The sequence below is a fragment of the Pseudomonas sp. UBA4194 genome, from assembly GCF_002379585.1.
Taxonomy (GTDB): Bacteria; Pseudomonadota; Gammaproteobacteria; order Pseudomonadales; family Pseudomonadaceae; genus Aquipseudomonas.
Genome location: NZ_DFUE01000085.1, coordinates 69,434 through 93,422, shown reverse-complemented (window position 1 = coordinate 93,422; position 23,989 = coordinate 69,434). Strand labels below are relative to the sequence as shown.

Genomic DNA, 23,989 nt, shown 5'->3' with positions numbered 1-23,989 from the left:
CAGAACCATCGACTAACGCTTGTCGCGGCGTTTCTTGTCGGCCTTCTTGTGGTGCGACATCAAGCGACGCTTCTTGTTGACCTGACGGTCGGTCAGCGTGTTCTTGTTGCCTTCGTACGGGTTCTCGCCACCTTTGAACTCGATGCGAATCGGTGTACCCACCAACTTCAGCACACGGCGATAGGTGTTCTCCAGGTAACGAACGTACGACTTGGGCACCTTCTCCACCTGGTTGCCGTGGATCACGATCAGCGGCGGGTTGGCACCGCCCAGGTGAGCGTAGCGCAGCTTGATGCGACGGCTGTTGACCATCGGCGGCTGGTGCTCCTGCACCGCGTCCTCGAGGATCTGGGTCAGGCGGCTGGTGGGCCAGCGTGTGATCGCCGACTTGAACGACGCCTGTACCGAAGCGTAGAGGTTGCCCACGCCGGTCCCGTGCAGGGCCGAGATGAAATGAATATCGGCGAAGTCGACGAAGAACAATCGACGTTCCAGCTCGGTCTTCACGTAGTCGCGCTCGCTGGGCTGCATGCCATCCCACTTGTTCAGGGCGATGACGATGGCGCGGCCGGTTTCCAGGGCAAAACCCAGCAGGTTCAAGTCATGGTCGACCACGCCTTCGCGGGCGTCCATGACGAAGATCACCACGTTGGCATCCTTGATGGCCTGCAGCGTCTTGACCACCGAGAACTTTTCCACTTCCTCGTGGATCTTGCCGCGCTTGCGTACGCCGGCGGTGTCGATCAGCGTGTACTTCTCTTCGTTGCGCTCGAAGGGGATGTAGATGCTGTCGCGCGTAGTACCCGGCTGGTCGTACACGATGACCCGATCTTCACCGAGCATGCGGTTGACCAAGGTCGACTTGCCGACGTTGGGACGGCCGATGATGGCGATCTTGATGCCATCTTTCTCGCTCGGGCCGGGAATGCGCGCAGCTTCCTCGCCTTCGGCGACGTCGGCGTTGAGGTCGACCTCTTCCACATCGCGGGGGAACTCGCTCAGGGCGGCTTCCAGCAATGTGTTGACACCGCGGCCTTGGGCACCGGCCACCGGAATGGCGTCGCCCATGCCCAATGGGGCAAATTCGGCCTTGGCCATTTCCGGGTCGACGTTGTCGACCTTGTTGGCGACCAGCAGCGAGCGCTTGTTACGCTTGCGCAAATGCTCGGCGATCATCTGGTCGGCGGCGGTGAAACCGGCGCGCGCGTCGACCAGGAACATCACGACATCGGCTTCTTCGATGGCCAGCAGCGACTGCTCGGCCATCTTTTCGTCCATGCCATGCTCGTCACCGGAAATACCGCCGGTGTCGACCAGAATGTAGGAACGCCCTTGCCAGCGCGCCTCACCGTATTGGCGATCACGGGTAAGACCAGACAGGTCGCCGACAATGGCGTCGCGGCTCTTGGTCAGGCGGTTGAACATGGTGGATTTACCGACGTTGGGTCGGCCCACCAGGGCGATTACGGGAACCATGCGGCTCTCCACTGCGTTGATTCAAGAAATACAAAGGCCGCTGCAGGCAGCGGCCGAGGTTCGAAGCGCTTCGCTAGAAGCGGCTTCAGGGCACCCTCGGGTGCCCTGAAGCATAGTCAATCACTGCTTGACGGTCAGGGCTTCCAGTTTGCCACTGTTGCCGAAGATGTAGAGCATGTCGCCGACCACCAGCGGGCGAGCCCGCACACCGTCGCTGTCGACCCGGGTCCGGCCAACGAAACGACCATCGACCTGGCTCAGCAGATGCACATAACCTTCCAGGTCACCGACGGCGATGTAGCTGGAGTACACCTCGGGCGCCGACAGCTGGCGACGGGCCAGTTGGTCATTGCTCCACAACGCCGTGGTGGAGCGCTCGTCCACGCCTTCCACGGTGCCTGAAGCCAGACTCGTGTAGACGCTGCCGAAGCCCTGGGCGACACCTGCGTAGCTGGAAGCATCACGCTGCCACAGCACGCGGCCGCTTTCCAGATCCAGGCCCGCCATGCGGCCCTGGTAGGTGGTGACATAAAGGGTGCCGCCAGACAGCAGCAGACCACCGTCGATGTCCACCACGCGATCCAGTTCGGAGCGACCTTGCGGTACGGCCACACGGGCTTCCCACACCGGCACGCCGTTGGTGATATCCAGTGCAACGACTTTACCGGTCGAAAGGCCAGCAATCGCCAGGCGATTGGTCACCAGCGGAGCGCCGGTACCGCGCAAGGTCAGTACCGCCGGGGTGCTGTCGTACAACCAGCGCTGGTTGCCAGTGCTGGCATCCAGGCCGATCAGGCGGTCGTCCTGGGTCTGCACCACCACCACGTCACCGTTGTTGGCAGGCGGCGCCAGCACTTCGCTGTTGACGCGAGACTTCCAGCGCTGCTCACCGGTGTCGGCATCCAGGGCAATCACGTCGCCGCGCAGGGTCCCAAGGGTGACCATGCCGTAGCTGACGCCGACGGCGCCGGATACGGGCTGGTCGAGGTCTTTCTTCCATAGTACGTCGCCGGTCAGGCGGTTCATGGCAACCACTTCACCGTTGACGTCGGCGGCGTAGATGCGGTCGTTTTCCACGGCCGGCACGAGCATGTTGTAGGTTTCGCCCTGGCCATCGCCAATACCGCGACTCCAGACCTTCTGCAAGGACACTTCTTCCTTGAAATCGGTCAGCTCGGCCGGTGGCAATTCCTTTTTGCTGTTGCTGCTGCAACCCACGGCCATCAGGGCCAGGGCCAGCAATGCTGCATGTTTCCAACGGATCACGTCACGCATCCCCTTTGGCCAGGTCGTCGAGCTTGATTTGGAGGCCGCCTACCGCCGCTTCATCGGACAGCGCAGCCTTGGCTTTTTGATACGCGGCATAGGCGTCGTCGCTGCGGCCCAATTGCACCAGCAGATCGCCCTTGAGTTCTTCGCGTGCCGCCAGGAACGCCTTGTCGGCGTCACCGTCGAGCAGTTTCAAGGCGTCTTCGGTCTTGTTCTGCGCGGCCAGTACCTGCGCCAGGCGCTGACGTGCCACTTCACCCAAGGTGGTATCGAACGGTTTGTCGACCACCCCTTTGAGCTCGGCGGCAGCATCGTCCAGCTTGCCGGCGTCGACCGCGGCCTTGGCCAGGAACAGGCTGGCGTACTGCGCGTAGGCAGTGCCGCCGAACTCGTTCTTCAGCTTGCCGGCCAGATCGGCAACCTGAGCGGTGTCAGGCTTTCCGGTGGGGGTCAGGCTGGTCTCCAGCAACTGCTGGTACAGGTTGGAAGCGCTCTGCGACTGATTGCTCTGGTACTTGGTCCAGGCTTGCCAGCCGAACACGACCACCAGGGCCAGCAGGCCGCCGGTGACCAGGGGCTTGCCGTTACGCTGCCACCAGTCCTTCAGTTCGCCCAGTTGTTCGTCTTCGGTACTCGACACCCCAATACTCCTATTCTCGCAAATGCTTGATGCTTGCTTGATTCAGCCCTGCACGGCGCAGGTGGCCAGGTGCTCGGCAAGAGCATCCCAGGCAATGTTCTGTTGTTCGCCCTGACCACGCAGGGGTTTGAAACCTACCACTTGTTGGGCCAATTCGTCGTCCCCCAGGATCAGGGCGTAAAGCGCGCCGCTCTTGTCGGCCTTCTTGAACTGGCTTTTGAAGCTGCCGGCGCCGGCATTGACCATCAGGCGCAACGTCGGCAGTCGATCCCGCAAGCGCTCGGCCAGGGCCAGCCCGGCCAACTCGGCCTGCTCACCGAAGGCGCACAGGTAGACGTCGACCTGACGCGCGATGGACTCGGGTACCTGCTCCAGGGTCTCGAGCAGCAGGATCAAGCGCTCGATGCCCATGGCGAAACCAACGCCGGGTGTCGGCTTGCCGCCCATCTGTTCCACCAGACCGTCGTAGCGGCCACCGGCACACACGGTGCCCTGGGCGCCGAGCTTGTCGGTTACCCATTCGAAAACCGTCTTGCTGTAGTAGTCCAGGCCGCGCACCAGCTTGGGATTGATGACGTAGGGAATGCCGGCGGCATCCAGACGCGCTTTCAGACCCTCGAAGTGAACGCGGGACTCTTCGTCCAGGTAATCGGCCAGCTTCGGCGCGTTGACCAGTACCGCCTGAGTGTCCGGGTGCTTGGTATCGAGTACGCGCAAAGGGTTGGTCTTGAGGCGACGCTGGCTGTCTTCGTCGATCTGGTCCAGGTGCGCGGTGAGAAACTCCACCAGGGCTTCGCGGTAGCGACCACGGGCCTCGCTGGTGCCCAGGCTGTTGAGCTCCAGGGTGACCGCATCACGAATACCCAGCAGCTTCCACAGGCGCCAGGTGAGGACGATCAGCTCGGCGTCGATGTCCGGGCCGTCGAGGTTGAACACCTCCAGACCGATCTGGTGGAACTGCCGGTAACGGCCTTTCTGCGGCCGTTCGTGACGGAACATCGGGCCCATGTACCAGAGCTTCTGCACCTGACCGCCGCCGCTGATGCCATGCTCGAGCACGGCACGCACGCAGGCCGCCGTTCCCTCGGGACGCAGGGTCAGCGAGTCACCGTTGCGGTCCTCGAAGGTGTACATCTCCTTCTCGACGATGTCGGTCACTTCGCCGATCGAACGCTTGAACAGGTCGGTGAACTCGACGATGGGCATGCGGATCTGGCGGTAGCCGTAGTTGTCCAGCAACCCGGCCACGGTGCTCTCGAAATAACGCCACAGCGGCGTCTGCTCGGGCAGGATGTCGTTCATGCCACGAATGGCTTGCAGAGTCTTGCTCACAAAGTTTCCTTAGAATCCATTAGCCACGGGCGATCAATGCCGCGTCGGCTTCGACCTTTTCGGCGGCCTTCTGGCGGATCAGCTTTTCCAGCTCTTCCACCAGGTTGTCATTGGTCAGTTTCTGCGACGGCTTGCCATCGATATAGATCAGGTTCGGCGTGCCGCCGGTCAGCCCCACGTGGGCTTCCTTGGCTTCGCCAGGGCCGTTGACCACGCAGCCGATCACCGCCACGTCCAGCGGGACGAGCAGATCTTCCAGGCGCCCTTCCAGCTCGTTCATGGTCTTGACCACGTCGAAGTTCTGACGCGAGCAGCTGGGGCAGGCGATGAAGTTGATACCGCGTGAACGCAGGCGCAGCGACTTGAGGATGTCGTAGCCCACCTTGACCTCTTCCACCGGGTCGGCGGCCAGCGAGATGCGGATGGTGTCGCCGATCCCGTCGGCCAGCAGCATGCCCAGGCCCACTGCCGATTTCACCGTGCCGGAACGCAGGCCACCGGCTTCGGTGATGCCCAGGTGCAGCGGCTGCACGATCTGCTTGGCCAACAGACGATAGGCATCGACGGCCATGAAGACATCGGAGGCCTTGACGCTGACCTTGAAGTCATGAAAATCCAGGCGCACCAGATGCTCGACGTGACGCAGGGCGGATTCGACCAGGGCTTCGGGCGTCGGCTCGCCGTATTTTTTCTGCAGGTCTTTTTCCAGGGAGCCCGCGTTGACGCCGATGCGGATCGGAATACCACGGTCACGGGCGGCATCGACCACGGCACGCACGCGGTCTTCGCGACCGATGTTGCCGGGGTTGATACGCAGGCAGTCCACACCCAGTTCGGCCACGCGCAGGGCGATCTTGTAGTCGAAATGGATATCCGCCACCAAGGGCACGCTGACGCGCTGCTTGATACGGCCGAAGGCCTCGGCGGCGTCCATGTCGGGGACCGACACCCGCACGATATCGACACCGGCATCCACCAGGCGCTGGATCTGCCCGACAGTGGCGTCGACGTCGTTGGTATCGGTGTTGGTCATGCTCTGCACCGCGATCGGGGCATCGCCACCGACCGGTACCGAGCCTACCCAGATTTTGCGCGACTGGCGGCGTTTGATCGGAGATTCACCGTGCATGCGTTATTGCCCCACCTTCATGCGAGCTGTGTTGCCCTTGGTAAAGGGTGCGACGTCCACCGCCTGACCGTTGTAGGTTACCTGCGCGGCACTGGCCACACCCAGGCGCACCGCGAACGGCGGCTTGCCATTGACCTGAATGGTTTCGCCCTTGCGCTTGAGCGCGCTGAGCAGCACCTTGCCCGAGGCATCGGTGACCTGCGTCCAGCAGTCGGCGGTGAAATTGATACCCACCTGACCCTCGCCCGCTGCCGGTGCCGCGGCCACTGGAGTCGTTGCAGCAGGCACAGCGGGTGCAGCAGGCGCAGGTGTCGTGGCTGGCGCTACAGCGGTCGCGGACGCCGGGGCTGCGGGTGCTGGTACTGCCGCGGACGGCGCAGGCGCGGCCGCGGTACCGGTGGTAGCCGGATCGACCGGTGCCTGGCCCTGATTCAGGCTCAGCGCGGTAGGCTCGCCTTCCTTCGCGGCGGCAACGGCCTGGTCTTCGGGTTCGTCGAGCGGATGGATCTGGGTGGTGCCGTCGGCGCTTTCGACCTCGACGTGTTCCATGGCGATGGACGATTGCTCCGCACCACGGCGGGCCGTGTTGTCCTGCCACCAGAGGAAACCGCCACCCACCAGCGCCAACACCAGCATCAGGCTGACGATGCGCAACAGGTTATGGGCCAGGCGCGAGGGCTCTTCGATACGGCCCAGACCATGGACATTGCTGCCCTGGGCATTGGTACCGGTGTACTGGTCGAAGGCCTGCACCAGAACGGCCTGGTCCATGCCCAGCAATTTCGCGTAGGCGCGGATATACCCCCGGGAAAAGGTATGCCCAGGCAGTTTGTCGAACGCCCCGGCCTCAAGATTGGCCAGTGACGTGAGGGTCAGGTTCAGCTTGGCGGCCACTTCGGACAACGACCAACCTTTGCTCTCGCGGGCCTGACGCAGGGTCTCGCCGGGGTTAACGCGAGAGGCTGCTGCTACTTCGGGATGCGCCGCTTTCATCATTGCTCCGACACGTATTGCTGATATTCCGGCGTACCGGGATAGAGTCGTTTCAGTTGCAGGCCATAACTGGCGGCCTTGTTCTTGTCTTCGTAGATCTTCGCCAGGCGCGTACCGAGCAGCAGGCTGCGGGCATTCTGCTCGCTCAACTGACTGAACCGGTCGTAATACTCCTTGGCTGGCACATAATGCCTGTCTTCGTAAGACATCTCAGCCATTTCCAACAAGGCGCGAGGCTGTTGACGATTCAGGCGCAGGGCCTTTTCCAGGTTTTGCTGGGCCAACTCGCGCTGCCCCAGCGCTACCGCCGTCAGGCCAAGGTTCTCGAAGACCCGGGAACGCTCGGGATAGAGCGTATCAGCGGCAGCCTTCTCGAACATCTCGTAGGCTTCTTTGTAACGTTTCTGTTCGTAGAGAAAACTGCCGTAGTTATTGCGAATGCGCGCATCGTCACGGGAGCTCAGGGCCTTGCGAAAGTGCTGCTCGGCCAACTCCGGCTCCATCTCCGCCTGGAACACCAGCGCCAGCGCGGCGTTGGCGTCGGGGTCGGAGCTGTCCAGCTCCAGGGCTTTCTTCAGAGGAACCTTGGCGCCCTCGGTGCGACCTTCCTGCAGATACCCGATGCCCAGCTGCACGTAGGCCTGACGGGCCTGGTCGCGACCCTTGCTGGTGTCCATGGGGTTGACCTTGCCCGTGGTGACACAGCCCGTGAGCAGAGCGAATACGATCAGCAGCGCGGCGCGCAGGGTCATGGAGGTCCTCTCGATCAGTTCCGATTGGCGGCAGTTTGCGGCATATCGGCCTCAGCGCCTAATTGGCGTACGGCGATATAACGTTCACTGCGGCGGGTGCGATCCATCACTTGCCCTACCAACTGGCCACAGGCGGCGTCGATGTCTTCGCCACGGGTGGTACGTACGGTCACGTTGAACCCGGCCTGGTGCAGGTGATCCTGGAAGCGTCGAATGGCGTTGTTGCTGGGACGCTCGTAGCCTGAATGCGGGAACGGGTTGAACGGAATCAGGTTGATCTTGCACGGCACGTTCTTGAGCAGCTCGACCATTTCCACGGCGTGCTCGAGCTTGTCGTTGACGTCCTTGAGCAGGGTGTACTCGATGGTCAGCACGCGCTTCTCGCCCAGTTGGGACATGTAGCGCTGGCACGACTCGAGCAGCATCTTGAGCGGGTACTTCTTGTTGATCGGCACCAGTTGGTTGCGCAGCGCGTCATTGGGCGCGTGCAGCGACAGGGCCAGGGAGACGTCGATGTGATCGGCCAGCACGTCGATCATCGGCACGACGCCGGAAGTAGACAGGGTGACCCGGCGTTTGGAGATGCCATAGCCCAGGTCATCCATCATCAGGCGCATGGCCGCGATGACGTTGTCGAAGTTCAGCAGCGGCTCGCCCATGCCCATCATCACCACATTGGTGATGGCGCGGTCGATGGTAGCCGGGACGCTGCCGAAGGATTTGTTGGCAATCCACACCTGGCCGATGACTTCGGCGGCGGTGAGGTTGCTGTTGAAGCCTTGCTTGCCCGTGGAGCAGAAGCTGCAGTCCAGGGCGCAGCCCGCCTGGGACGAAACACACAAGGTGCCGCGCTTGCCCTGCGGGATGTAGACCGTCTCGACGCAGCTGCCGGACGCCACGCGCACCACCCATTTACGGGTGCCGTCGGTGGAAATGTCCTCGCTGACCACTTCGGGACCGCGAATCTCGGCACAGGCCTTGAGCTTTTCGCGCAAGGCCTTGCCGACGTTGGTCATGGCATCGAAATCGTCCACGCCAAAATGGTGAATCCACTTCATGACCTGACCGGCACGAAAGCGCTTCTCCCCGATCGAGTCGAAGAACTTTTCCATTTCCGGTTGAGTCAGCCCCAACAGGTTTGTCTTGCCAGTCATAACAGTCATGGATTCACCTTCACTCGTGAGCCGTGGCTTAGCGAGTGGTTACTTCGGTAGTAGCGAAGAAGTATGCGATTTCGCGAGCAGCAGCGGCTTCGGAGTCCGAACCGTGAACGGCGTTGGCGTCGATGGACTCGGCGAAGTCGGCGCGGATGGTGCCGGCAGCAGCTTCTTTAGGGTTGGTGGCACCCATCAGCTCGCGGTTCAGGGCGATGGCGTTCTCGCCTTCCAGAACCTGAACGACAACAGGACCGGAAGTCATGAAGGCAACCAGCTCGCCGAAGAAACCACGGGCGCTGTGCTCAGCGTAGAAACCTTCAGCTTCAGCCTTGGACAGTTGCTTCAGTTTCGAGGCAACGACGCGCAGACCGGCTTTTTCGAAACGAGTGGTGATCTCGCCGATTACGTTTTTAGCAACGGCGTCAGGCTTGATGATGGAGAAAGTACGTTGAACAGCCATGTGAAACTCCAGAAACGGTGATTGAAGCGAAAAATTAAACCCGCGAATTATACGCGGGTTCCTGGGTATTGCCTAACCTGCAAATCGATCAGTCTTTTTCAGCGGCCCAGAGGGTCTGCACTGCCTCGAGGACCTTCTCGCCGACCCGGCCCGAAGTGTCGTCGAAATCGGGCAGCGCCTTGATCATCTGCTGCAGCCGGGTGAAGCCCACCGAGTAGGGGTCGATGTCCGGATGCTGCTCTTCAAGCTCCTCGGCGATGCGCTGTACATCATTCCAACCATAGCTCATGACAATCCCTCGGTCAGTGCGGCGCTTCGGCGGCATGGTTGAGCGAGTACTTGGGTATCTCGACGGTAATGTCCTCGGTGCCCACCTTGGCCTGGCAGCTCAGGCGCGATGTAGCCTCCAGACCCCAGGCGCGGTCGAGGAAGTCTTCTTCCAGCTCGTCCGCCTCTTCCAGCGAATTGAAACCCTTGCGGATCACGCAGTGGCAGGTGGTACAGGCGCACACGCCACCGCAGGCACTCTCGATCTCGATGTGATGATCGTGGGCGACGTCGAGCAGCGACCTGCCAGTTTCAGCTTCGACCACCATGCCGTCCGGGCAATGCTCGGCGTGGGGCAGAAAAGTCACCTTCGGCATCAGTTATTCCTCAATTTCATTCAGGTTGCGCCCTGACAGGGCGTCTTTCACGGCATTGTTCATGCGACGAGCGGCAAAGGCATCGGTCACTTGCGACAGCAGCTTGGTCTGCTGTTCGATGGCGGGGCCATCGGTGCCCTTGACCAACGTGCGCAGCTCGTCCATCTGCAGGCCGATGACCATGCGCTCTTCTTCATCCAGCAGCCGCTCGCCATCAGCATCCAGCGCGGCCTGAACCGCTTCGAGCAGGCGCTCACCGTCGACCTGGTGTTCGCGCAACTGACGGGCAACCTTGTCGTCGCCAGCGTGCTGGAAGGAATCCTTGAGCATCTTGGCGATTTCGCCGTCGGTCAGGCCATAGGAAGGCTTGACCTGGATACTGGCTTCCACGCCCGATGCCAGCTCGCGCGCCGAGACGCTGAGCAAGCCATCGGCATCGACCTGGAAGGTCACGCGGATTTTCGCCGCGCCCGCCACCATGGCCGGAATCCCGCGCAGTTCGAAGCGGGCCAGAGAACGGCAGTCACTGATCAGTTCGCGCTCACCTTGCAGCACGTGCACCAGCAGGGCCGACTGACCATCTTTGTAGGTGGTGAAGTCCTGGGCACGGGCGACGGGGATGGTGGTGTTGCGCGGAATCACCTTCTCCATCAGCCCGCCCATGGTTTCCAGGCCCAACGACAGCGGGATCACGTCAAGCAGCAGCAACTCACCGCCTTCGCGCTTGTTGCCCGCCAACGTATCGGCCTGAATGGCGGCACCGATGGCGACCACCTGATCCGGGTCGATCTCGGTCAACGGCGCGCGACCGAACAGTTCACCGACCGCTTCGCGCACGCGCGGAACGCGGGTCGAACCGCCCACCATCACCACCGCACCTATTTCGTCGATTTCGATGTTGGCGTCACGCACGGCGCGGCGGCACGCTTTCAAGCTACGGGCGACCATGGCTTCGATCAAGGCGTTGAAGCCGTCACGGCTGAGCTCGGCGCTCCAGTCGGCGTAGCTGACGGTAACGCTTTGGGCATCGGTCAGGGCTTCTTTGGCCGCGCAGGCAGCTTGCAGCAGATGGCGCTGGGCGCCCGGGTCCAGGTCTGCCGAGAGGCCTGCCTGTTCGACGATCCAGCCGGCGATGGCGTGATCGAAGTCGTCACCGCCCAGGGCACTGTCGCCGCCGGTGGCCAAGACCTCGAAAACACCGCCGGTCAGGCGCAGGATGGAAATGTCGAAAGTGCCGCCACCCAGGTCGTAGATGGCTACCAGCCCTTCGGCATGCTGGTCCAGGCCATAGGCCACGGCCGCCGCAGTAGGCTCGTTGAGCAGGCGCAGCACGTTCAGGCCGGCCAGGCGCGCAGCGTCCTTGGTGGCCTGGCGCTGGGCATCATCGAAATAGGCCGGCACGGTGATCACCGCTCCAACCAGCTCGCCACCCAGTGTCTCTTCGGCGCGCTGACGCAGCGCCTTGAGGATATCGGCAGACACTTCCACCGGGCTTTTCGGCCCTTGGGCGGTTTCGATGAACGGCATGTGCGACTCGCCGCCAACGAAGCGGTAGGGCAATTGCTCGCCCAACTGCTTGACGTCGGCAAGGCCGCGGCCCATCAGGCGCTTGACCGAGAGCACGGTGTTGAGCGGGTCGCTGGCGGCTGCCGCCTTGGCGGCGACACCCACTTCGATGCGATCGGCGTGATAGCGCACGGCGGACGGCAGGATCACCTGCCCTTGTGCGTCGGCCAGAGGCTCGGAAAGGCCGCTGCGCAATGCAGCGACCAGCGAATTGGTAGTGCCCAGGTCAATCCCGACCGCCAGACGACGCTGGTGGGGTTGGGGACTCTGGCCAGGTTCGGCGATCTGCAGTAGGGCCATGCTTATCAGGTCAGGAATTCAGGCGTGCGGCCGTAGCGACACTGGGTTAATCGTCGAGGCGCTCTTCGAGCTGGCGCACTTCGTAGGAGAGCTTGTCGAGGAACTGCATGCGCCGCATCAGGCGCTCGGCCTGCTCACGTTGCGCTGCGTCATCCCAACAGGCGGCGAAGCTGTCGTCGAGTTCCACCTGGGCGGCTTTGAGCCGACGCTTGAACGTCGCCACGCCGGCCAGGTCCGCGCTGTCTTGCAGGTCTTCGAGCTCTTCGCGCCACTGCATCTGCTGCATGAGGAAGTCGGGGTCGTGGACCGTGACTTCCTGCGGCACTTCACGCCCGCTGATCGACAGCAGATAGCGCGCACGCTTGGGCGAAGCCTTGAGGGTCTGATACGCCTCGTTCAGCCCGGCGGATTTCTCCAGGGCCTGGCGTTGCTCGCGCTCGGAACCGTCGGCAAAGCGATCGGGATGGACATCGCGAGCCAGTTCGCGGTAGCGAACGGCCAACTGGTCAAGATCCAGGCGAAAGCCGGGCTTGAGGTCGAACAAGGCGAAATGACAAGGAGTTCCCACGGGCAGCCTCAGATGTTGAAGCTTTCGCCGCAGCCACACTCACCGCGCACGTTGGGATTGTTGAACTTGAAGCCTTCGTTCAACCCTTCCTTGACGAAATCGAGTTCGGTGCCGTCCAGGTAGACCAGGCTCTTGGGATCGATGATCACCTTGACGCCATGATTCTCGAAGACCTCGTCTTCGGCGCCGGCTTCATCGACGAACTCCAGCACATAGGCCAGGCCCGAGCAACCGGTGGTGCGTACGCCCAAGCGAATGCCGTCACCCTTGCCGCGCCCCTCTAGGGAACGACGAACATGGTTGGCGGCGGCTTCTGTCATGCTGATAGCCATCGTGACTCCTTACCTGCAAACGGTTTCGTGCGGCTGATCAGGTGCGCTGCGCACCTCACCCGCCAGCAACAGTGTCGAACTCAGAGCAGACCTTTCTTCTGCTTGTAATCGCGTACGGCGGCCTTGATGGCGTCTTCGGCGAGCACGGAGCAGTGGATCTTCACTGGCGGCAACGCCAGCTCTTCTGCCAACTGGGTGTTCTTGATGGTTTCCGCTTCATCCAGCGTCTTGCCCTTCATCCACTCGGTGGCCAGGGAGCTGGAAGCGATTGCCGAACCGCAGCCGTAGGTCTTGAACTTGGCATCTTCGATGATGCCCTGCTCGTTGACACGGATTTGCAGGCGCATCACGTCGCCGCAGGCCGGCGCGCCGACCATGCCGGTGCCGACATCAGCGTCTTCGGCGTCCATCTTGCCGACGTTGCGTGGATTTTCGTAGTGGTCGATGACCTTTTCACTGTAAGCCATGGTATTGATCCTTACTGAAACTCATCAGGTAAGCCGCTCTTGCCGGCGACTATTTAGTGCGCCGCCCACTCGATCTTCGAGATATCGACACCGTCTTTGTACATGTCCCACAGCGGCGACAGAGCGCGCAGCTTGGTGACGGCCTCGCAGACTTTCTGCGCGGCGTAATCGACTTCTTCCTCGGTGGTGAAGCGACCGAAGGTGAAACGAATCGAGCTGTGCGCCAATTCGTCGTTGCGGCCCAGGGCGCGCAGAACGTACGAAGGCTCCAGGGAAGCCGAGGTGCACGCCGAACCGGAAGACACTGCCAGGTCCTTGAGGGCCATGATCAGCGATTCGCCTTCGACATAGTTGAAGGACAGGTTCAGGTTGTGCGGCACGCGGGCAGTGAGGCTGCCGTTGACGTACAGCTCTTCGAGGTTCTCGACCTGCTGGTAGAAGCGATCACTCAGGGCCTTGATGCGCACGTTTTCCGCCGCCATGGTTTCCTTGGCAATACGGAACGCTTCGCCCATACCAACGATCTGGTGAGTCGCCAGGGTGCCGGAACGCATGCCACGCTCATGACCACCACCGTGCATGGCAGCTTCCAGACGCACGCGCGGCTTGCGGCTGACGTACAGCGCGCCGATACCCTTGGGACCGTAGGTCTTGTGGGCCGAGAACGACATCAGGTCAACCTTCAGCGCCGCCAGATCGATGTCGACCTTGCCGGTGGACTGAGCTGCGTCGACGTGGAACAACACACCGCGCGAACGGGTCAGTTCGCCAATCGCGGCGATGTCGTTGATCACGCCGATTTCGTTGTTCACGTGGATCACCGACACCAGGATCGTGTCTTCGCGCAGGGCGGCTTCGATCATGGCTGGGGTGACCAGGCCGTCGGTACCCGGTTCCAGGTAGGTGACGTCGAAGCCTTCACGCTCCAGTTGACGCGTGGTGTCCAGGACCGCCTTGTGCTCGATCTTGGTGGTGATGATGTGCTTGCCCTTGGTCTGGTAGAAATGCGCCACACCCTTGATAGCCAGGTTGTCGGACTCGGTAGCACCGCTGGTCCAGACGATTTCGCGCGGGTCGGCGTTGACCAGGTCGGCCACCTGACGACGGGCGTTTTCAACGGCTTCCTCGGCTTTCCAGCCGAACACGTGGGAACGCGAGGCCGGGTTACCGAAGTTCCCGTCCATCTGCAGGCATTCGATCATTTTTTGCGCAACGCGTGGATCCACCGGGGTGGTCGCGGAGTAATCGAGGTAAATCGGCAACTTCATTGAAATCTCCTATCAGGCGGCTAACCTGAGCATACTCATTCGACGGCAGACGTTTCGATCTTGTCCAGACGCTGCGTCTTGCCGTTCGTACCGCAACGGCGCAGGTCCTGGCGCTGGGCGACTTCTTGTACCTCACGGCGAGTAACAAGGTCGGACAGGCTGATACCGCTTAAAAATTCATGAATCTGCTGGCTGAGGTCGCACCACAGATGGTGGGTCAGACAGGTATCACCGGCGTGGCAATCGCCCAGGCCCTGGCACTTGGTGGCATCGACCGACTCGTTGACCGCGTCGATGACCTGTGCAACCTGGATGCCTTCCATCTCGCGGGACAGCTGATAACCACCGCCCGGTCCACGCACGCTGGACACCAGATTGCCCCGGCGCAGCTTGGCGAACAATTGCTCGAGGTAGGAAAGCGAAATGCCCTGACGCTCGGAAATGTCGGCCAATGAGACCGGCCCATGCTGCGCGTGCAACGCCAGGTCGAGCATGGCAGTCACGGCGTATCGGCCTTTAGTTGTCAGTCGCATGGCTAGTACCACGGGTTCTCGGAATAGGCGCAATTATGCTATTTCCGAGTAAATTCGTCAACTATAAGTCCTACTGGATTACTCGGGTTTAGCTGCGAAACGGCGGCGCAATGGTAGCAGACTAATGGTTGGCAGGGGGATAGGCGGTGAACGGTCCCCTCACGCCTGCACCTTGCGCTCCGCCCCTTGCACGCACTCGAAATCTTCATCACGCAATTCAGGCAGCTTCTTGGCGCTGTAATCACTGCCCAACTGGGTCAAGGCCCCGCACATGCCCTCCAAGCGCCCATCCACCGCATGCAAATGGTCGAGCAGCTGACCAATTGCTCGCGCCACCGGGTCGGGCATGTCCTCACTCACCCCGTACGCATCGAAGCCGATCTTCTCGGCCATGGCCTTGCGTCGCGCATCCAGCTCGTCATCGCTCTTGACGATGATCTTGCCGGGAATACCCACCACGGTGGCGCCGGGCGGCACCTCCTTGGTGACCACCGCATTGGAGCCAACCTTGGCCCCCGCCCCCACCGTGAACGGCCCAAGCACCTTGGCCCCCGCGCCGACCACCACACCGTCAGCCAAGGTAGGGTGACGCTTGCCCTTGTTCCAGCTGGTGCCACCCAGGGTCACGCCCTGATAGAGCGTGACGTCATCGCCAATCTCGGCGGTCTCGCCGATGACGATGCCCATGCCGTGGTCGATGAAGAAACGCCGGCCCACCGTAGCGCCAGGATGAATTTCGATGCCCGTCATCCAGCGGCCGAAATTGGACACCACCCGAGCCAGCCACTTCAGGTCCCTCTTCCACAAGCCATGGGCCGCTCGATGCAGCCAGATCGCGTGCATGCCGGGGTAGCAGGTCAGCACCTCGAAGGCGTTGCGCGCCGCCGGGTCACGATGAAACACGCTCTGGATATCTTCCCGCAGACGTTCGAACATTTACTGATCCTTGCGCTTATGCGGCTCGCCCCGGGCGACCTTCTGGGTCTCGGTGAGGATGCCGCGCAAAATACTCATTTCCGACTTGTTCACCGCGCTCCGGCCGAACAGGCGACGCAGACGGGCCATCAGGTGGCGCGGCTTCTGCGGGTCGAGGAAAGCGATGTCCACCAATGTGTCCTGCAGATGGCCGTAGAAGCGCTCCATCTCATCGCTGGTCGCCAGCTCCTCGGCCTTGTCCACAGCAGGCGCCGGGCGATTGCCCGCCAACCACGCCATGCGCACTTCATAGCTCAGCACCTGCACCGCCGCTGCCAGGTTCAGCGAGCTGAAGTCGGGATTGGACGGGATATGCACGTGGAAGTGACATCGCTGCAGCTCGTCGTTGGTCAACCCGGCGTGCTCGCGACCGAATACCAATGCGATCTCCTTGCCCTGCCCCGCCTCGGCGATGACTTTTTCGCCACACTCGCGGGGATCGACCAATGGCCAGGGCAGGCTGCGATCACGGGCGCTGGTGCCGAGCACTACGGTGCAGCCCACCAGCGCCTCTTCAAGAGTGGCCACCACCTGGGCACTCTCCAGCACATCGCTGGCGCCGGAGGCGCGGGCCTCGGCTTCCGGTGAGGGGAAGTCCCGGGGCTCGACCAGCACCAGGCGAGACAGGCCCATGTTCTTCATGGCGCGCGCCGCGCCACCGATGTTGCCGGGATGGCTGGTGTTGACCAGGACGACTCGGATGTTATCCAGCACGGCAAGCGCTCTGTGTCGGGGAAAGGGGGGCAAATATTACAGAAGGCTCATAAGTAAGGCTATGTCCCTCTTCTTGTCCATGACTTTTCTGCTAGAATGTGCGGCTTTCTTTAACGACCTAGGTGAAACGTCCATGCAGCCCATGCTGAATATCGCGCTGCGCGCCGCCCGCAGCGCCAGTGAATTGATTTTCCGCTCCATCGAGCGCCTGGATACCATCAAGGTCGACGAGAAGGACGCCAAGGACTACGTGTCCGAAGTGGATCGCGCCGCCGAACAGAAAATCATCGACGCGCTGCGCAAGGCCTACCCTACCCACGCCATCCAGGGCGAAGAAACCGGCTTCCACGCTGGCAGCGGTGAGGGCGAAGACTATCTGTGGATCATCGACCCGCTCGATGGCACCACCAACTTCCTGCGCGGCGTGCCGCACTTTGCCGTCAGCATCGCCTGCAAATACCGCGGTCGCCTGGAGCACGCCGTGGTCCTGGACCCGGTTCGTCAGGAAGAATTCACCGCCAGCCGTGGCCGCGGCGCCCAGCTCAACGGTCGTCGCCTGCGCGTCAGCGGCCGCACCAGCCTGGATGGCGCCCTGCTGGGGACCGGTTTCCCGTTCCGTGATAACCAGATGGACAACCTGGACAACTACCTGGGCATGTTCCGCAGCCTGGTCGGCCAGACCGCCGGCATTCGCCGCGCCGGTGCCGCCAGCTTGGACCTGGCCTATGTGGCAGCTGGTCGTTTCGATGCGTTCTGGGAGTCGGGCCTGTCGGAGTGGGACATGGCCGCAGGCGTGCTGCTGATTCAGGAAGCGGGTGGCTTGGTGAGCGACTTCACCGGCGGTCATAACTTCCTGGAGAACGGCCACATCGTGGCGGGTAACACCAAGTGCTTCAAGGCTGTGCTGACGGCTATTCAGCCGCACCTGCCGGCTTCGCTGAAGCGCTGAGTTTCAGCTGGGCACAAAAAAGCACCCTTAAGGGTGCTTTTTTTTGGGGTCTGGTTCGAGGATGGTAAGTGAGAGATCACTCTACATGCCCTGCCAACCCAGAATCACTGCGCAGCCTGATTCTCACCCAATACCAGCTGTCCCTGCTTGTTCACCGGAATCTGCGAACCAGGATCTCGGTCCATCCGCACCTGGCCAACCTTGCCGTCCAACTGATACTTCACGTTATACCCAACGACCTTGTCACTGATGTCATTGACCGTGTTGCACCGAGTCTGTGTGGTGCTGTAGGTATCGCGGTTCTGCATGCCTTCCTGCACCTTGTTACCAGCATAACCACCGCCGACCGCACCGGCCACGGTGGCGATCTTCTTGCCGTTACCGCCACCCACCTGGTTACCCAGCAAACCACCCGCTACGGCACCCAGCACACTGCCGACGATCTGGTGTTGGTCCTGCACCGGCTTCTGGCGGGTCACGGTGACGTCCTTACACACTTCGCGAGGCGTCTTGATCTGCTGTTTGATCGGCTCTGCGGCTAATACGTCTGCGTATTCGGGGCCACTTTTTACGAGGCTGTAGGTCGCAACAGCACCCCCGGCGGTGACACCGACAGCACCCAATACTGCACCAATCAGCAACGACTTATTCACTTGGAACCTCCTGACTACGATCACGGGACAAAGCCCGCGTTTCTCCCAGCCTTGGAGCATAAAAAAAGGCGCGAGTTCAATACTCGCGCCTTTTCAGGGCCTTGCCGGTCAGGGGTGAACGCTTATGGGCGGTCGTCCGCCTGGTCCTTGGCCACCGGTGGAATCAGGTCTTCGCTGCTCAGGTTCAGCCAGATCAGCACCACGTTGGCGATGTAGATCGACGAGTAGGTACCGGCCATGACGCCGATGAACAGCGCCAGCGAGAAGCCCCACAGGTTATCGCCACCGAAGAACATCAGTGCGGCAATGGCCAGCAAGGTCGACACCGACGTGGCCACGGTACGCAGCAAGGTCTGAGTGGTGGACACGTTGATGTTCTCGATCAACGACGCCTTGCGCATCACGCGGAAGTTCTCGCGAACCCGGTCGAAGACCACGATGGTGTCGTTGAGCGAGTAGCCAATGATCGCCAGCACCGCCGCCAGCACCGTCAGGTCGAAGGTGATCTGGAAGAACGACAGCAGGCCCACGGTCACGATCACGTCGTGGATCAGGGACAGGATCGCCCCCACCGCAAATTTCCACTGGAAGCGGAACGCCAGGTAGATCAGTACGCCACCGAGCGCCAGCAACATGCCGAGGCCGCCCTGGTCGCGCAGTTCTTCACCTACCTGCGGACCGACGAACTCGACCCGCTTGACGGTGGCCGGGTTATCCCCGCCCACTTTCTGCAGGGCCGCCGCCACCTGGTTGCCCAGTTGCGGGTCTTCGCCGGGCATGCGCACCAGCAAATCGGTGGTGGCACCGAAGTTCTGCACGATCGCATCGTGGTAGCCGGCCTTGGACAGTTCGTCGCGCACCAGTCCCAGATCGGCCGGCTTCTCGTAGGTCAGCTCGATGAGCGTACCGCCAGTGAAGTCCAGCCCGTAGTTCATGCCCTTGTGGAACATGCTGAACAGCGCCAGCACGGTAAGGAGCACGGTGATGGCGAACGCAACATTGCGCACGCCCATGAAGTTGATGGTACGTAACATGGCAGCCCCTTAAATCCACAACTTCTTGAAGTCCCGACCGCCGTAGATCAGGTTGACCATCGCGCGGGTCACCATGATGGCCGTGAACATCGAGGTAAAGATCCCGAGGGACATGGTAACGGCGAAGCCCTTCACCGGGCCGGTGCCCATGGCGAAGAGAATGCCGCCGACCAGCAACGTGGTCAGGTTGGCGTCGATGATGGCCGTGTAGGCACGGTCGAAGCCTTCGTGAATGGCGCGCTGGACGCTCATGCCATTGGCGATTTCCTCACGGATACGCGAGAAGATCAGCACGTTGGCGTCCACCGCCATCCCCATGGTCAGGACGATACCGGCGATACCTGGCAGGGTCAGCGTAGCCCCCAGCAACGACATCAGCGCCAGCAGCATGACCATGTTGAAAGCCAGTGCCACGGTGGCGATCACGCCAAAGAAGCGGTAGATGGCAATGATGAACAGCGAGACGAACAGCATGCCCCACAGGGAAGCGTCGACACCCTTGGTGATGTTGTCGGCACCCAGGCTTGGACCAATGGTACGTTCTTCAGCGAAGTACATCGGCGCAGCCAGACCACCGGCACGCAACAGCAGGGCCAATTCCGACGACTCACCCTGGCCGTTCAGGCCGGTGATGCGGAACTGGCTGCCCAGCGGCGACTGGATGGTCGCCAGGCTGATGATTTTCTTCTCTTCGGTGAACGTCTGCACGGCAACGTCTTTCTCGACGCCGTCGACCGTCTGCTTGACGTAACGCGTGGTAGGCCGCTGCTCGATGAAGATCACCGCCATGCTACGACCGACGTTGCTGCGCGTGGCGCGGCTCATCAGATCGCCGCCATGGCCGTCGAGCTTGATGTTCACTTGCGGCTGGCCATGCTCGTCGAAGCTGGCCTGGGCGTCGGTCACCTGGTCACCGGTGATGATCAAGCCACGCTCCACCGCTGCCGGTGGGCGATTGCCCTCGCGGAATTCAAAGCTTTCGGTGGTGGCCTTGGAGTCATCCGGGCCTGCACCCAGACGGAATTCCAGGTTGGCAGTCTTGCCCAGAATACGCTTGGCTTCGGCAGTGTCCTGCACGCCTGGCAGTTCCACCACGATGCGGTTGGCGCCCTGGCGCTGAACCAGCGGCTCGGCCACACCCAGCTCGTTGACCCGGTTACGCACGGTGGTCAGGTTCTGCTTGATGGAGTATTCGCGGATCTCCGCAACCTTGGCCTGGGTCATCGCCAGACGCAGCACCGACAATTCGTTGCGGTCGGTGGTGGTCAGGTCGAAGTCGGTGAAATTCTTGCGGATCAAGGCTTGTGCCTGGTCGCGGGAAGCCGTGTCGCTGAAGCCCAACTGAACGGCACCGTCTTGTTGCGGCAGGCTGCGATAACGCACGCGCTCTTTACGCAACAGGGTTTTGACTTCGCCTTCGTAGACTTTCATGCGAGCGTCGAGGGCTTTGTCCATGTCCACTTCCAGCAGGAAGTGCACACCACCGGACAAGTCCAGACCCAGCTTCATGGGGCTGGCGCCAACGCTGCGCAGCCACTGCGGGGTGGTCGGGGCCAGGTTCAAGGCCACTACGTAGTCGTCGCCCAATGCCTTGCGGACCACGTCCTTGGCGGGCAATTGATCTTCGGCCTTGGTCAGGCGCAGCAGGCCACCCTTGCCGTTTTCGGCCAGGGCCGCGGACTTGACCTGGATGCCGGCATCGGTCAGCGCCTTGCTGACGCGGTCCAGATCCGCCTGATTGACCTGCAGCGCGGTGCTCGCGCCGCTGACCTGAATGGCCGCGTCATCAGGGTAGAGATTCGGTGCGGAATAGATAAAACCGATCGCCAGCACCGCCAGGATCAGTACATATTTCCACAGAGGGTATTTGTTCAGCATCACGCCGCCCGTTCAAGACGCGGGGCGCCTTGCGCGCCCCGACATGGGTAAAAGTCTGTCGCTTAGATCGCTTTGAGCGTGCCTTTAGGCAGGGTTGCGGCAATCGCGCCCTTCTGGATTTTCAGCTCGACGGTGTCGGACACTTCGATCACCACGAAGTCGTCAGTCACTTTGTTGATCTTGCCGGCGATACCACCGGAGGTCACCACTTCGTCGCCCTTCTGCAGATTGCCCAGCAGGTTCTTCTGCTCTTTGGCACGCTTGGCCTGTGGGCGCCAGATCATCATGTAGAAGATGACCAGAAAGCCGACCAGGAAAATCCACTCGAAACCAGTGCCGGCAGGGCCAGCGGCTGGTGCAGCGGCGTCCGCGTACGCGGCGGGGATCAAAAAGCTCATTCAACGCTCCAGTTACTTAGAAGTTATTGACTTAAAGTCTTTATAAAACAGTTATTCCAAAGGCGGCACAGGCAGCCCGCGCTTGGCATAGAAGGCATCGACAAAGGCGGCCAATGTACCCTGTTGAATAGCCTCGCGCAAACCAGCCATCAGCCGCTGGTAATGGCGCAAATTGTGGATCGTATTCAACATGCTACCCAGCATTTCGCCGCACTTGTCCAGGTGATGCAGGTAGGCGCGGGAGAAGTTGCGGCAGGTGTAGCAGTCACAGGTGGGATCGAGCGGCGAATCATCATGGCGATGGAACGCGTTACGGATCTTCAGCACGCCTGTGTCGATGAACAGATGCCCGTTGCGCGCGTTGCGCGTGGGCATCACGCAGTCGAACATGTCGACCCCGCGGCGCACACCCTCGACCAAGTCTTCGGGTTTGCCTACCCCCATAAGGTAACGAGGTTTGTCAGCCGGCATCTGCCCCGGCAGGTAGTCCAGCACCTTGATCATTTCATGCTTGGGCTCGCCCACCGACAGGCCGCCGATGGCCAGCCCGTCGAAGCCGATCTGATCCAGACCTTCCAGCGAGCGCATGCGCAGATCCTGGTGCATGCCGCCCTGAACGATACCGAACAGCGCCGCCGTGTTGTCGCCGTGGGCGTCCTTGGAACGCTTGGCCCAACGCAGCGACAACTCCATGGAGGTGCGCGCGGTGAGTTCGTCGGCCGGGTAAGGGGTGCATTCGTCGAAGATCATCACCACGTCCGATCCCAGGTCGCGCTGCACCTGCATCGACTCCTCCGGGCCCATGAACACCTTGGAGCCGTCGACGGGCGAGGCGAAGGTCACGCCCTCCTCCTTGATCTTGCGCATGGCGCCCAGGCTGAACACCTGGAAGCCGCCGGAGTCGGTCAGGATCGGGCCTTTCCACTGCATGAAATCGTGCAGGTCGCCGTGGGCCTTGATCACCTCGGTGCCCGGGCGCAGCCACAGGTGGAAGGTATTGCCCAGAATCATCTGCGCACCGATTGCCTCGATATCCCGCGGCAGCATGCCCTTGACCGTGCCGTAGGTGCCCACCGGCATGAACGCTGGGGTTTCCACCACGCCACGCGGGAAGGTCAGGCGGCCACGGCGGGCCTTGCCGTCGGTGGCCAACAGCTCGAACGACATACGACAGGTGCGACTCATGGGTGATCCCCTGGCGCGGCAACGCTAGGACCGCGAGGCGCCGGATTGCGGGTGATGAACATGGCATCACCGTAACTGAAGAAGCGGTACTCGTTGGCCACGGCTGCCGCATAGGCGGCCATGGCTTCGGGGTAACCCGCGAAGGCCGAGACCAGCATCAGCAGCGTGGACTCCGGCAAATGGAAATTGGTCACCAGGGCATCGACCACATGAAATGGCCGCCCAGGGAAGATAAAGATATCGGTGTCGCCACTGAACGGCTTCAACACGCCATCGCGCGCCGCACTCTCCAGCGAGCGCACGCTGGTGGTGCCCACCGCCACCACCCGACCGCCACGAGCCTTGCAGGCCTGTACGGCGTCGACGACTTCCTGGCTGACTTCCAGCCACTCCTTGTGCATGTGGTGGTCTTCGATGTGCTCGACCCGCACCGGCTGGAACGTGCCCGCGCCCACGTGCAAGGTGACGAACGCAGTCTCCACGCCCTTGGCACGGATCTGCGCCAGCAGTGCGTCATCGAAATGCAGCCCCGCCGTAGGTGCCGCCACCGCGCCGGCTTTCTCGGCGTACACGGTCTGGTAGCGCTCGCGGTCGGCGCTATCGTCGGGGCGGTCTATATAAGGAGGCAACGGCATGTGGCCGACGCGATCGAGCAACGGCAGCACTTCCTCGCCGAAGCGCAATTCGAACAGCGCGTCGTGCCGCGCAACCATTTCCGCCTCGCCACCGCCGTCGATCAGGATCATCGAGCCCGGCTTGGGCGACTTGCTGGAGCGCACATGGGCCAGCACGCTGTGGCTGTCCAGCACCCGCTCCACCAGGATCTCCAGCTTGCCACCCGACGCTTTCTGGCCAAACACCCGCGCCGGAATCACCCGGGTATTGTTGAACACCATCAAGTCGCCCGGCTGCAGAAAGCCCGGCAAATCGGTGAATTGACGATGATCCAGCGCACCTGTGGGCCCATCGAGGACCAACAGACGGCTGCCATGGCGCTCGGCCAACGGGTGGCGAGCGATCAGGGAATCGGGGAGTTCGAAAGAGAAATCGGCGACGCGCATGATGGGGTTCGGCTATATAGGGCTGAAAAGTCTAGCAAAAATCTTCAAAATTGACCATGAAAGCTGATTGACCAGTGGTCGAGTGATCTCTATACTTCGCCGCCTGTAAGCCCTGATGGCGGAATTGGTAGACGCGGCGGATTCAAAATCCGTTTTCGAAAGGAGTGGGAGTTCGAGTCTCCCTCGGGGCACCAAATCAGAAAAAAAGACCTCTACGAGGTCTTTTTTTTCGCCCAAAATTCACTCCCTCCCCCAC

General features: G+C 61.6%; 26 protein-coding genes and 1 tRNA gene. 2 read left to right on the top strand and 25 right to left on the bottom strand.

The window, feature by feature from the left end; all coding sequences use genetic code 11:
• Positions 1-12: 12 nt before the first annotated feature.
• The 19 genes from der to trmJ all read right to left on the bottom strand — a co-directional run bounded on the left by der (position 13) and on the right by trmJ (position 16,575).
• The gene (der, locus tag B3397_RS21080) at positions 13-1,476 is read right to left on the bottom strand and encodes a ribosome biogenesis GTPase Der (protein ID WP_296253716.1); all 1,464 of its coding nucleotides are present in this window, start codon (positions 1,474-1,476) and stop codon (positions 13-15) included.
• A gap of 120 nt (positions 1,477-1,596) precedes the next feature.
• Positions 1,597-2,751 (bottom strand): outer membrane protein assembly factor BamB, encoded by a 1,155-nt coding sequence (gene bamB / locus B3397_RS21075; protein ID WP_296253715.1) that lies wholly within the window; start codon positions 2,749-2,751, stop codon positions 1,597-1,599.
• Positions 2,744-3,385, bottom strand: coding sequence for a YfgM family protein (locus tag B3397_RS21070; RefSeq protein ID WP_296253714.1), 642 nt, complete (start codon positions 3,383-3,385; stop codon positions 2,744-2,746). Before B3397_RS21070 ends, bamB begins: the two co-directional genes overlap by 8 nt.
• 42 nt (positions 3,386-3,427) lie before the next feature.
• On the bottom strand, positions 3,428-4,717 hold the full coding sequence (gene hisS / locus B3397_RS21065; RefSeq protein WP_296253713.1) for a histidine--tRNA ligase: 1,290 nt from the start codon (positions 4,715-4,717) through the stop codon (positions 3,428-3,430).
• A 19-nt stretch (positions 4,718-4,736) separates the two neighbouring features.
• Positions 4,737-5,846 carry a flavodoxin-dependent (E)-4-hydroxy-3-methylbut-2-enyl-diphosphate synthase gene (ispG, locus tag B3397_RS21060; protein WP_296253712.1) on the bottom strand — a complete coding sequence of 370 codons (1,110 nt, stop codon included), beginning with the start codon at positions 5,844-5,846 and terminating at the stop codon, positions 4,737-4,739.
• Between the two features lie 3 nt (positions 5,847-5,849).
• A complete protein-coding gene (locus B3397_RS21055) occupies positions 5,850-6,839 on the bottom strand; it encodes a RodZ domain-containing protein (RefSeq protein WP_296253711.1) in 990 nt (329 codons plus the stop codon).
• Positions 6,839-7,591 (bottom strand): type IV pilus biogenesis/stability protein PilW, encoded by a 753-nt coding sequence (gene pilW / locus B3397_RS21050; protein WP_296253710.1) that lies wholly within the window; start codon positions 7,589-7,591, stop codon positions 6,839-6,841. The genes B3397_RS21055 and pilW overlap by 1 nt, the downstream gene beginning before the upstream one ends.
• A gap of 14 nt (positions 7,592-7,605) precedes the next feature.
• The gene (rlmN, locus tag B3397_RS21045; protein WP_296253709.1) at positions 7,606-8,754 is read right to left on the bottom strand and encodes a 23S rRNA (adenine(2503)-C(2))-methyltransferase RlmN; all 1,149 of its coding nucleotides are present in this window, start codon (positions 8,752-8,754) and stop codon (positions 7,606-7,608) included.
• Between the two features lie 28 nt (positions 8,755-8,782).
• The gene (gene ndk / locus B3397_RS21040; RefSeq protein WP_043186559.1) at positions 8,783-9,208 is read right to left on the bottom strand and encodes a nucleoside-diphosphate kinase; all 426 of its coding nucleotides are present in this window, start codon (positions 9,206-9,208) and stop codon (positions 8,783-8,785) included.
• A gap of 88 nt (positions 9,209-9,296) precedes the next feature.
• Positions 9,297-9,497: a Fe-S cluster assembly protein IscX gene (gene iscX, locus B3397_RS21035; protein ID WP_296253707.1), complete on the bottom strand. Its 201-nt coding sequence runs from the start codon at positions 9,495-9,497 to the stop codon at positions 9,297-9,299.
• 13 nt (positions 9,498-9,510) lie between these two features.
• Positions 9,511-9,852 carry an ISC system 2Fe-2S type ferredoxin gene (fdx, locus tag B3397_RS21030; RefSeq protein WP_296253705.1) on the bottom strand — a complete coding sequence of 114 codons (342 nt, stop codon included), beginning with the start codon at positions 9,850-9,852 and terminating at the stop codon, positions 9,511-9,513.
• Positions 9,853-9,855: 3 nt separating this feature from the next.
• Entirely contained in the window at positions 9,856-11,718 is a 1,863-nt protein-coding gene (gene hscA / locus B3397_RS21025) for a Fe-S protein assembly chaperone HscA (RefSeq protein WP_296253704.1), read from the bottom strand.
• A gap of 46 nt (positions 11,719-11,764) precedes the next feature.
• Positions 11,765-12,286 (bottom strand): co-chaperone HscB, encoded by a 522-nt coding sequence (gene hscB, locus B3397_RS21020; protein WP_296253702.1) that lies wholly within the window; start codon positions 12,284-12,286, stop codon positions 11,765-11,767.
• A gap of 8 nt (positions 12,287-12,294) precedes the next feature.
• Positions 12,295-12,618 carry an iron-sulfur cluster assembly protein IscA gene (iscA, locus tag B3397_RS21015; RefSeq protein WP_296253700.1) on the bottom strand — a complete coding sequence of 108 codons (324 nt, stop codon included), beginning with the start codon at positions 12,616-12,618 and terminating at the stop codon, positions 12,295-12,297.
• Between the two features lie 80 nt (positions 12,619-12,698).
• Entirely contained in the window at positions 12,699-13,085 is a 387-nt protein-coding gene (gene iscU, locus B3397_RS21010; RefSeq protein WP_043186545.1) for a Fe-S cluster assembly scaffold IscU, read from the bottom strand.
• A gap of 53 nt (positions 13,086-13,138) precedes the next feature.
• Positions 13,139-14,353 (bottom strand): IscS subfamily cysteine desulfurase, encoded by a 1,215-nt coding sequence (locus B3397_RS21005; protein WP_296253697.1) that lies wholly within the window; start codon positions 14,351-14,353, stop codon positions 13,139-13,141.
• Between the two features lie 35 nt (positions 14,354-14,388).
• A complete protein-coding gene (gene iscR / locus B3397_RS21000; protein WP_296253695.1) occupies positions 14,389-14,886 on the bottom strand; it encodes a Fe-S cluster assembly transcriptional regulator IscR in 498 nt (165 codons plus the stop codon).
• 159 nt (positions 14,887-15,045) lie between these two features.
• Entirely contained in the window at positions 15,046-15,822 is a 777-nt protein-coding gene (gene cysE, locus B3397_RS20995; RefSeq protein WP_296253694.1) for a serine O-acetyltransferase, read from the bottom strand.
• Positions 15,823-16,575, bottom strand: a complete 753-nt coding sequence (gene trmJ / locus B3397_RS20990; protein ID WP_296253693.1) for a tRNA (cytosine(32)/uridine(32)-2'-O)-methyltransferase TrmJ — start codon at positions 16,573-16,575, stop codon at positions 15,823-15,825.
• 133 nt (positions 16,576-16,708) lie between these two features.
• Here trmJ and suhB point away from each other — a divergent pair, with 133 nt between their 5' ends.
• On the top strand, positions 16,709-17,524 hold the full coding sequence (gene suhB / locus B3397_RS20985) for an inositol-phosphate phosphatase (RefSeq protein ID WP_296253692.1): 816 nt from the start codon (positions 16,709-16,711) through the stop codon (positions 17,522-17,524).
• A gap of 104 nt (positions 17,525-17,628) precedes the next feature.
• Here the strand turns inward: suhB and B3397_RS20980 are convergent, their stop codons facing one another.
• The 6 genes from B3397_RS20980 to queA all read right to left on the bottom strand — a co-directional run bounded on the left by B3397_RS20980 (position 17,629) and on the right by queA (position 23,733).
• Entirely contained in the window at positions 17,629-18,177 is a 549-nt protein-coding gene (locus B3397_RS20980) for a glycine zipper 2TM domain-containing protein (protein ID WP_296253691.1), read from the bottom strand.
• Positions 18,178-18,299: 122 nt separating this feature from the next.
• Positions 18,300-19,211 carry a protein translocase subunit SecF gene (secF, locus tag B3397_RS20975; protein ID WP_296253690.1) on the bottom strand — a complete coding sequence of 304 codons (912 nt, stop codon included), beginning with the start codon at positions 19,209-19,211 and terminating at the stop codon, positions 18,300-18,302.
• A 9-nt stretch (positions 19,212-19,220) separates the two neighbouring features.
• A complete protein-coding gene (secD, locus tag B3397_RS20970) occupies positions 19,221-21,089 on the bottom strand; it encodes a protein translocase subunit SecD (protein WP_296253689.1) in 1,869 nt (622 codons plus the stop codon).
• Positions 21,090-21,151: 62 nt separating this feature from the next.
• On the bottom strand, positions 21,152-21,487 hold the full coding sequence (gene yajC / locus B3397_RS20965) for a preprotein translocase subunit YajC (RefSeq protein WP_296253688.1): 336 nt from the start codon (positions 21,485-21,487) through the stop codon (positions 21,152-21,154).
• Positions 21,488-21,538: 51 nt separating this feature from the next.
• The gene (gene tgt / locus B3397_RS20960) at positions 21,539-22,654 is read right to left on the bottom strand and encodes a tRNA guanosine(34) transglycosylase Tgt (RefSeq protein WP_296253725.1); all 1,116 of its coding nucleotides are present in this window, start codon (positions 22,652-22,654) and stop codon (positions 21,539-21,541) included.
• Positions 22,655-22,668: 14 nt separating this feature from the next.
• A complete protein-coding gene (gene queA / locus B3397_RS20955; RefSeq protein ID WP_296253687.1) occupies positions 22,669-23,733 on the bottom strand; it encodes a tRNA preQ1(34) S-adenosylmethionine ribosyltransferase-isomerase QueA in 1,065 nt (354 codons plus the stop codon).
• 109 nt (positions 23,734-23,842) lie between these two features.
• Between queA and B3397_RS20950 the strand changes: the two genes are divergently transcribed.
• Positions 23,843-23,927: transfer RNA gene (locus tag B3397_RS20950), tRNA-Leu, on the top strand.
• Positions 23,928-23,989 lie beyond the last annotated feature (62 nt).

Coding starts and splice junctions, on each gene's coding strand:
- der (WP_296253716.1), bottom strand. CDS start 1,476: ATGGTTCCCGTAATCGCCCTGGTGGGCCGACCCAACGTCGGTAAATCC.
- bamB (WP_296253715.1), bottom strand. CDS start 2,751: ATGCGTGACGTGATCCGTTGGAAACATGCAGCATTGCTGGCCCTGGCC.
- ispG (WP_296253712.1), bottom strand. CDS start 5,846: ATGCACGGTGAATCTCCGATCAAACGCCGCCAGTCGCGCAAAATCTGG.
- B3397_RS21055 (WP_296253711.1), bottom strand. CDS start 6,839: ATGAAAGCGGCGCATCCCGAAGTAGCAGCAGCCTCTCGCGTTAACCCC.
- pilW (WP_296253710.1), bottom strand. CDS start 7,591: ATGACCCTGCGCGCCGCGCTGCTGATCGTATTCGCTCTGCTCACGGGC.
- rlmN (WP_296253709.1), bottom strand. CDS start 8,754: ATGACTGTTATGACTGGCAAGACAAACCTGTTGGGGCTGACTCAACCG.
- ndk (WP_043186559.1), bottom strand. CDS start 9,208: ATGGCTGTTCAACGTACTTTCTCCATCATCAAGCCTGACGCCGTTGCT.
- iscX (WP_296253707.1), bottom strand. CDS start 9,497: ATGAGCTATGGTTGGAATGATGTACAGCGCATCGCCGAGGAGCTTGAA.
- fdx (WP_296253705.1), bottom strand. CDS start 9,852: ATGCCGAAGGTGACTTTTCTGCCCCACGCCGAGCATTGCCCGGACGGC.
- hscA (WP_296253704.1), bottom strand. CDS start 11,718: ATGGCCCTACTGCAGATCGCCGAACCTGGCCAGAGTCCCCAACCCCAC.
- iscA (WP_296253700.1), bottom strand. CDS start 12,618: ATGGCTATCAGCATGACAGAAGCCGCCGCCAACCATGTTCGTCGTTCC.
- iscU (WP_043186545.1), bottom strand. CDS start 13,085: ATGGCTTACAGTGAAAAGGTCATCGACCACTACGAAAATCCACGCAAC.
- B3397_RS21005 (WP_296253697.1), bottom strand. CDS start 14,353: ATGAAGTTGCCGATTTACCTCGATTACTCCGCGACCACCCCGGTGGAT.
- iscR (WP_296253695.1), bottom strand. CDS start 14,886: ATGCGACTGACAACTAAAGGCCGATACGCCGTGACTGCCATGCTCGAC.
- cysE (WP_296253694.1), bottom strand. CDS start 15,822: ATGTTCGAACGTCTGCGGGAAGATATCCAGAGCGTGTTTCATCGTGAC.
- suhB (WP_296253692.1), top strand. CDS start 16,709: ATGCAGCCCATGCTGAATATCGCGCTGCGCGCCGCCCGCAGCGCCAGT.
- secF (WP_296253690.1), bottom strand. CDS start 19,211: ATGTTACGTACCATCAACTTCATGGGCGTGCGCAATGTTGCGTTCGCC.
- secD (WP_296253689.1), bottom strand. CDS start 21,089: ATGCTGAACAAATACCCTCTGTGGAAATATGTACTGATCCTGGCGGTG.
- yajC (WP_296253688.1), bottom strand. CDS start 21,487: ATGAGCTTTTTGATCCCCGCCGCGTACGCGGACGCCGCTGCACCAGCC.
- tgt (WP_296253725.1), bottom strand. CDS start 22,654: ATGTCGTTCGAGCTGTTGGCCACCGACGGCAAGGCCCGCCGTGGCCGC.
- queA (WP_296253687.1), bottom strand. CDS start 23,733: ATGCGCGTCGCCGATTTCTCTTTCGAACTCCCCGATTCCCTGATCGCT.